The sequence below is a fragment of the Dyella sp. genome (assembly GCF_035508675.1).
GTDB lineage: Bacteria > Pseudomonadota > Gammaproteobacteria > Xanthomonadales > Rhodanobacteraceae > Dyella_B.
Genome location: NZ_DATJMN010000090.1, coordinates 1 through 8,090 on the forward strand (window position 1 = coordinate 1; position 8,090 = coordinate 8,090).

General features: G+C 62.8%; 6 protein-coding genes and 1 pseudogene. All 7 read right to left on the reverse strand.

Annotation, left to right across the window (positions count from 1 at the left end):
* Window positions 1-170 precede the first annotated feature (170 nt).
* Window positions 171-1,466 carry a citrate synthase gene (locus VMA74_RS05135; protein WP_325365462.1) on the reverse strand — a complete coding sequence of 432 codons (1,296 nt, stop codon included), beginning with the start codon at window positions 1,464-1,466 and terminating at the stop codon, window positions 171-173.
* A 239-nt stretch (window positions 1,467-1,705) separates the two neighbouring features.
* Window positions 1,706-1,951, reverse strand: coding sequence for a type B 50S ribosomal protein L31 (locus VMA74_RS05140; protein ID WP_325365464.1), 246 nt, complete (start codon window positions 1,949-1,951; stop codon window positions 1,706-1,708).
* 71 nt (window positions 1,952-2,022) lie between these two features.
* A complete protein-coding gene (locus tag VMA74_RS05145; protein WP_325365466.1) occupies window positions 2,023-2,964 on the reverse strand; it encodes a nucleoside hydrolase in 942 nt (313 codons plus the stop codon).
* A gap of 43 nt (window positions 2,965-3,007) precedes the next feature.
* The gene (gene recG / locus VMA74_RS05150; RefSeq protein WP_325365468.1) at window positions 3,008-5,122 is read right to left on the reverse strand and encodes an ATP-dependent DNA helicase RecG; all 2,115 of its coding nucleotides are present in this window, start codon (window positions 5,120-5,122) and stop codon (window positions 3,008-3,010) included.
* An 81-nt stretch (window positions 5,123-5,203) separates the two neighbouring features.
* Window positions 5,204-5,587 carry a RidA family protein gene (locus tag VMA74_RS05155; RefSeq protein WP_325365470.1) on the reverse strand — a complete coding sequence of 128 codons (384 nt, stop codon included), beginning with the start codon at window positions 5,585-5,587 and terminating at the stop codon, window positions 5,204-5,206.
* A gap of 52 nt (window positions 5,588-5,639) precedes the next feature.
* Window positions 5,640-7,832, reverse strand: a complete 2,193-nt coding sequence (locus VMA74_RS05160) for a RelA/SpoT family protein (RefSeq protein ID WP_414649558.1) — start codon at window positions 7,830-7,832, stop codon at window positions 5,640-5,642.
* Between the two features lie 115 nt (window positions 7,833-7,947).
* Window positions 7,948-8,090: pseudogene (locus VMA74_RS05165) on the reverse strand (DNA-directed RNA polymerase subunit omega); the annotation flags it as partial.

An 8,090-nucleotide genomic window follows, 5' to 3' on the forward strand; every position in this document is an offset into this window, starting at 1 on the left:
AAGCCGATGCGGCGCGCATCGCTGGCTTCAGTGGAGATCATGCTGGCAGAGGAAGACGACGAGCAGGATGAATTCGAACGCAAACTCGCTGCCGCGCTCAAATAATCGGCACATGTAAAAACGCCCGGCATCGCCGGGCGTTTTCATAGGGGCGTGCGTGCTGGCGCCGATCAGCGCTTGTCGATGCTCGCGTAGTCGCGCTTGCCTGCACCCACATACAACTGGCGGGGGCGACCGATGCGCGAACCTGGCGTTTCGTGCTGCTCGATCCAGTGCGCGATCCAGCCGGCGGTACGCGCGATGGCAAACATCACGGTGAACATCTCGGTGGGGATACCCAGCGCCTTGTAGATGATGCCGGAATAGAAATCCACGTTCGGGTACAGCTTGCGCTCGACGAAGTAATCGTCCTTCAGCGCGGCCTCTTCCAGCTTCATCGCCACGTCGAGCAGCGGATCGTTGACACCCAGCTCCGCCAACACTTTGTGGCACATCTCGCGGATGATCTTCGCGCGCGGGTCGAAGTTCTTGTACACGCGATGGCCGAAACCCATCAGACGGAAGTTGTCGTTCTTGTCCTTGGCGCGCTTGACGGCAGTTTCCACCTTGTCCGGCGAGCCGATCTCCTCGAGCATCTTCAACACGGCTTCGTTGGCGCCGCCATGTGCCGGACCCCACAGCGCGGTAATGCCGGCCGCGATCGACGCGTACGGATTCGCACCGGTGGAACCGACCAGGCGCACCGTGGAGGTGGATGCGTTCTGCTCGTGATCGGCGTGCAGGATAAACAGCAGATCCAGCGCCTTGGCACACACCGGGCTGAGTTCCAGCGGTTCGCTCGGCACTTCGAACATCATGTGCAGGAAGCGGGTGACGTACTCGAGATTGTTGCGCGGATAGCGGAACGGCCAGCCAATGGAATAGCGATAGCAGGCGGCAGCGATCGTCGGCATCTTGGCAATCAGGCGAATCGCGGCGAGCTTGCGGTCTTCCGGATTCTCGACATTCAGATCGTCATGATAGAACGCCGACAACGAGGCCACCGAGGCCGCCAGCATGGCCATCGGGTGCGCGTCGTGATGGAAGCCCTGAAAAAAATTCTTGTGCGACTCATGCATCATCGTGTGATGCGTGATGTCGTTTTCGAATGAAGCAAACTGACTCTTGTTCGGCAGCTCGCCGTGCAGCAGCAGATAGGCCACTTCGAGGAAGCTGGACTTCTCGGCCAGCTGCTCGATCGGATAACCGCGGTACATCAGTACGCCTTCGTCGCCGTCGATATAGGTGATCGCGCTCTTGGTGCTGGCGGTGCTGCCGTAACCCTGGTCGTAGGTGAAATGCCCGGTGTCCTTGTACAACGGGGCGATGTCGATGCAGGCAGGGCCAAGCGTGCCGGTGAGCAAGGGGAGCTCACTGCTGCGGCCGTTGGACTCATCAACCAGCTTGACGGATTTGGAATCGGACACGGAAACCTCCTACGCATGGGTCGCCACCGGGGCAACCGCATAGCGGCAACCAGCCGGCGAGGGAAAGGCGCATCGACGTGGGGGAAAGGCGGCGATGCATCCCATCTATTATCGCACATCAAATTACAAACAATCCGACGCCGCATGGTCGCTATGACAGGCGTGAAAAAACACAAGGCAGGCGCGAGGCCTGCCTTGTGCGAATACTTGGACCTGCCTCGCGAGGCAGTTCGCGGAATTTACTTCTGCGCGTAACGACGGCGGAACTTGTCCACGCGGCCACCGGCGTCGACAACCTTCTGCTTGCCGGTATAGAACGGGTGCGAATGGCTGGAGATATCCACCTTGATCAGCGGGTACTCGTTGCCGTCTTCCCACTTGATGGTGTCCTTGGCGGAAATCGTCGAGCGCGTCAGAAACGCGAATTCGGACGAGAGATCCTGGAACACCACCTGACGGTAATTCGGATGGATATCGGGCTTCATGACGGACTCAAAGCGTGCGTGAAAAGAGCGGTATTGTATCGACCCCGCAAAGGGCCGGTCAAGCTTCCCGGTCATGCCGGCTGAAGCGCTCCCAGCGCTCGCCGCACCATGCCGGCGAACTTGGGCTGATCCAGTTCCAGCACCACCTGGGCCTGGGCTTGCCGCCCGAGCCGATCACCCCAGTCCACCACGGTGGCGCCGCGGGTCAGGCGGCCATCCAGTTCCACACCTACCCGGTGGCGCTCACTGCGCCTGATGACGGAAGGATCGATGGCGACCGCCATGGCCAGCGCGTCGGCGGCAATGATGCCGCGCCGCCCACGCTGGCGGTTGGTCTCGCGGGCGACCTGGAATACCCGGCCGAAGAACTCGGCCCGATGATCACCGGCCGCCAGCCACTGATCGAATTCGTCTTCGTCGAAGGCATGCCGCAAGGTAAGTTCCCAGTCGACCAGGTCAAAGTCCGGGAAGCCTTCGAACACCACGTGCGCGGCCTCGGGATCGAAGCCGACGTTGAATTCGGCAGGCACGCGGCTGGTATTGCCGTGCCCGGTCACCGCTCCGCCCATGACCACCAGGCGCTTCACGCGCTGCGGCAGGGAAGGATCCAGCCGAAGCGCCAGTGCGAGGTTGGTCAACGGCGCCAATGCGACCAGGGTTATCTCGCCAGGATGTTCACGCGTCATGCGCAGTATCGCGAGCGCGGCGTGCTCGTCCGCTGCCGTGGCTTGGGGCTCGGGAAAGCCGACATCGCCCAGGCCATCCCGGCCATGCACGAACGCCGCATCCTCTTCGGGCAGACGCACCAACGGCGTCGGACAGCCGGCAAACACCGGCGTTGCAGCCCCCACCAGGTCGACCAGCGTCCGCGCATTGCGCGTGGTGTGCCCAAGGCCGACGTTGCCGGCAGCAATGCTGAGGCCAAGTACGTCGGCGTGGGCGTGCGCCATCAGGATGGCAAGTGCGTCGTCTACGCCTGGATCGGTATCAATCAGCAATTGCGGTTTCGTCATATCGGGCCATCTGGGTGAACATCGCGCTCAAGCTACCTATTTCTCAGGCGCCTGCATAGCGAGCCGCGCCACCGATCCAGCGCTCGATCAGGCGCGCTGCACGCTCGGGCTGATGCGCCAGCATGTATTCGCCCACCTGCTGCACCGCCGGCAGCAGATGGGCGTCGCGCGCCAAGTCGGCCATGCGGAAACTGAGCTGCCCGGTCTGACGCGTACCCAGCACTTCGCCAGGGCCGCGCAACGCCAGGTCCTTCTCCGCGATGCGGAAACCGTCGTTGGTTTCCCGCATGACCTGCAGACGTTCGCGCGCAAGCTGCCCCAATGGCGGCTGATAAAGCAGGACGCAGTTGGAAGCGACCGAGCCGCGTCCGACACGTCCACGCAACTGATGCAGTTGCGCCAAGCCAAGGCGCTCACTGTTCTCGATCACCATCAGGCTGGCATTGGGCACATCCACACCCACTTCGATAACCGTGGTGGCGACCAGCACCGACAATTCGCCGGCCTTGAAGGCATCCATGACCGCCTGCTTTTCTTTCGGTTTCATGCGCCCGTGGATCAAGCCCACCTGAAGCTCGTCTAGCGCATGTGAAAGTTCCGCATGCGCTGCCTGCGCAGCTTGCGCGCGCAACTGCTCGGATTCCTCGATCAGCGTGCATACCCAGTAGGCCTGACGTCCTTCCAGGCAAGCGGCGCGAATACGCTCGATGACCTCGGCGCGGCGCGCATTGGAAATCGCAATGGTCTGCACCGGTGTGCGGCCTGGCGGCAACTCGTCGATGGCAGAGATATCCAGATCGGCATAGGCGCTCATCGCCAGCGTGCGCGGAATCGGGGTTGCCGTCAGCACGAGTTGATGCGGCACCCCATCGCCTTCCAGCCCCTTGTCACGCAGCGCCAGGCGTTGCTGCACACCGAAGCGATGCTGTTCGTCGACGATGACCAGCCCAAGTTGCGCAAACCTCACGCCCTCCTGCATCAGGGCATGCGTGCCGATCACGATCGGCGCGCCCTCGGCCACCCGCTGCATCGCTTGCTGGCGCGCCTTGCCTTGCTGCTTGCCGGCCAGCCATTCCACGTGGATGCCCAAGGGCTCCAGCCAGTGGCGAAAATTGCGCAGATGCTGCTCCGCCAGCAGTTCCGTCGGCGCCATCAGCGCGACTTGGCAGCCAGCTTCGACCGCGGCCAAGGCCGCCGCGCAAGCTACCGCTGTCTTGCCGGAACCGACGTCGCCCTGCACCAAGCGCAGCATAGGGCGCGGTTGCGAGATATCCGTAGTGATTTCGTGGATGACGCGCTGCTGGGCCATGGTGAGCTGAAACGGCAGTGCCGTCAGCCAGCGCCGCCGCAACATGCCGTCGCCACCCAGCACCGGCGCACGCCGCTCGCGCACTGCCGCGCGTAAACGCTTCAAACTCATGTGCTGGGCAAGCAGCTCTTCGAACGCCAAACGCTGCTGCGCAGGATGGCGCCCCTGGATCAGCTGGTCCATGCGCGCATCGGGCGGTGGCCGATGCACGTACAACAAGGCCTCGCGCAGGGAAGTAAGCCCGAATTTCGCGCACAGCTTGGGCGGAATCAGTTCCAGCTCCGCTTCGGCAGGCAACCGCTGCAGCGCCTTGTCGATGACGCTCCCCAGACGCTTCTGCCCAAGTCCTTCGGTCGCGGGGTAGACCGGCGAAAGCCGCTCGTCGAGCGCGACCGGGACATCCTCCATCAGGCGCCGGTATTGCGGATGCACCATTTCCAGGCTGCCGTTGCCTTGACGCACTTCGCCGTAGCAAAGCAGGCGCGCGCCCACGCGAAACTGTTCGGCCTGCGCACGGTTGAAGTGAAAGAAGCGCAGCAACAGCGTGTGCATGACGCCGTCTCCCACCGCCACTTTCAATTGCGGGCGATAGCGAAATCCTTTCTCGACGGTTTCCACCGTCGCCACCACCTGCGCGCGCATGCCCGGATGCAGGTCCGCCAAAGCAGTGATGTGCGTGCGATCCTCGTAGCGCAAAGGCAAGTGAAACCACAGATCCTGCACGCTATGCAGACCTAGCCGAGTCAGTGACTCGACCAGCGCCGGACCGACGCCACCAAGCGCCGTCGCCGGCAGCTTGCCCGGATCGTCGGTCGTCGTTACGGCAGTTTGAGATTTCGGGGCGGCCATTCTTGCAAGACTAACCGAGCGCGCCGATCGAGCGCATTTGGACTGCCGACAAATGCTGTCAGCAGTCTGCGCGCATAAAGATCAGTCCAACACCATGACAGCGTCCACTTCCACCTGTGCACTCTTGGGCAGGCCGGCAACCTCGATGGTGGACCGTGCCGGATACGGCGGTTGGAAGTACTCGTTCATCACCGCATTGACCGCCGTGAAGTTCGCCAGATCGGTGACATAGATGCCCACGCGCACGATCTGCTCGAACGAGCCACCAGCGGCTTCGGCGACTGCTTTCAGGTTGTCGAACACGCGACGGGTCTGGGTACTTATGTCGCCATCCACCAGCATGCCGCTGGATGGGTCGAGCGGAATCTGGCCGGAGAAGTACACGGTGTTGCCGGCACGCACGGCTTGCGAATAGGGGCCGATAGCGGCGGGAGCTTTATCGGTGGCAATGATGGTACGGGGCATGAGGATCATCCGTTCTAATGCAGAAACGGAAGTGTAGCGAGAGAACGGCCCGCTACAACGGATACCGATACGCCCCGCTCACCACGCCCGTGCGCCGTACGCGCCGGATGACCTCGGCCAGATGCTTGCGGTTTTTCACCTCGATGGTGAACAGGAGCGTCGCTGCGGAGGTATCACGCTCGACGTATTCCACGTTTTCGATATTGGAATCCGCGGCGGCGATCGCGGCCGCCACCGTGGCGAGCACGCCAGGCCGATTGATCACTTCGATACGCAGTTCGGCGCGGTAATCGCCCTGTACATCGCGATCCCATTCGATATCTACGCACCGCTCCGGCGCCGATTTGCGCAGCTCGAGCATGTTCGGGCACTCGGTGCGGTGCACGACGATACCCTTGCCCGGCGACAGGTAACCGGTGATCTCGTCGCCAGGCAGCGGATGGCAGCAATTGGCGAAGCTCAGTACGCCGCGCTCGGCACCGGTGATGTGGATCTTCTCCGCGGGATGGGTCAGCGGTGCAGCCCCGCGCGCGGACGCACCACGCGAGGTCACCAACTGGCTGGCGACCTGATCGGGCATGCGGTTGCCGAGCGCAATGTCTGCCAGTAGCTCTTCCAGGCGCTTGAGCTTGAACTTATGCAGGAATTTCTCCAACGCCTCCGGCTGGATGGCATCCAGGCTGGTACCCAACGCATCGAGCGCGCGGTCGAGCATGCGGTGGCCAAAGTCGACCGCATCTTCGTGCTGCAGATGTTTCAGGTACTGGCGAATCGCAGTGCGAGCCTTGCCGGTGACCACGAATTCCAGCCAAGCCGGATTGGGTACCGCCGAAGGCGCCGTGATGATCTCGACCAGTTGCCCCGACTCCAGCCGTGCGCGGAGCGGCAACAGCTTCTTGTCCACGCGCGCCGCCACGGCATGATCGCCCACGTCGGTGTGCACGGCGTAGGCAAAATCCAGCGCCGTGGCATTGCGCGGCAGCGAGAGAATGTCTCCGCGCGGGGTGAACAAATAGGTTTCATCCGGGAACAGGTCGATCTTGACGTTCTCGATGAATTCCGCCGCAGAGGGTGTGTTCGCCTGGCTGTCGGCCAAGGCAGAGAGCCACTCGCGCGCGCGCGCCTGCGCGCTGTTCGCAGGACCACTTTCCGTCTTGTAAGCCCAATGCGCAGCTACCCCACGTTCCGCCACCGAATCCATTTCCTCGGTGCGGATCTGCACTTCGATCGGTGCACCGAAGGGACCGAGCAGCACGGTGTGCAGCGACTGGTAACCGTTGGCCTTGGGAATCGCGATGAAGTCTTTGAAACGGCGATCGACCGGCTTGTACAAAGCATGCACCACGCCTAGCGCCATGTAGCAGCTCATGGCACTGTCGGTCACCACGCGAAAGCCATACACATCCATCAGTTGCGCAAAGCTTTTGTGCTCGTTGCGCATCTTCGAATAGATGCTCCACGGTGATTTGATCCGCCCGACGACGCGCACCGGAATGCGCTCTTCGACCAGACGCGCGGTAAGCGCCCCTTCGATCCGGCTCATCGCCTCGCGGCGATTGCCGAGCGCCGCCCGGATGCGCTCGCTGATCACGCGGTAGCGGTCGGGGTGCAGCGCACGAAAGCCCAGATCCTGCAGCTCCGCCTTGATCTTGTTCATGCCGAGGCGTTGCGCGATGGGCGCATAAATTTCCAGCGTTTCGCGCGCGATGCGGCGGCGGGACTCCGAATCTTTCGCACCGAGCGTGCGCATGTTGTGCAGGCGGTCAGCCAGCTTGATCAGGATGACGCGCAGATCACGGGCCATCGCCAGCAGCATCTTGCGGAAGCTTTCCGCATCGGCCTCCTGGCGGCTGGAAAAGCGCATCTTGTCCAGCTTGGTGACGCCATCGACCAGTTCCGCGACCGGCTCACCGAATTCGCCGGCCAGTTCGGGCCGCGTCAGCACGGTGTCTTCCAGCGTGTCGTGCAGGATCGCCGCGATGATGGTTTCCGCATCCATGCCGAATTCGGCCAGGATGCCGGCCACGGCGATGGGATGGGTAATGTAGGGCTCACCGCTCTTGCGTGTCTGCCCTTCATGCGCCACTGCGCCAACCTGATAGGCGCGCAACACGCGCAGCACCTGCTGCTCGGGCAGGTAGGCAAGGCGCTCTTTTAGCGCCAGCACGTAGGGGGGCAATGCGGACGTATCCTGGGAAGCCGGATGCGTGGCCGCGGTCGTCATGGAGTCACGACGCCCGTTCAGGCCGTCGCCTCATCACAAAGCCGAACGGGGAGGAAGCAGAGGCGTGACGTGCGGCCAGCCGACCCGGTACAACCGGCTCGACTTTTCATGCACCATCGACCGCCGCCGCTATCCATCAATCATCTCCGCCTTTGGAGAGATCATCGTCCACTTCCTGGGCCGCCCATTCCAGCGCCTCGCGCTCGGCGCGTTCGCGCTCGGCGCGGTCGATCTCGTCGATGGTGGCCTGGTCGATGCGGCGATCGGCGATTTCACGCA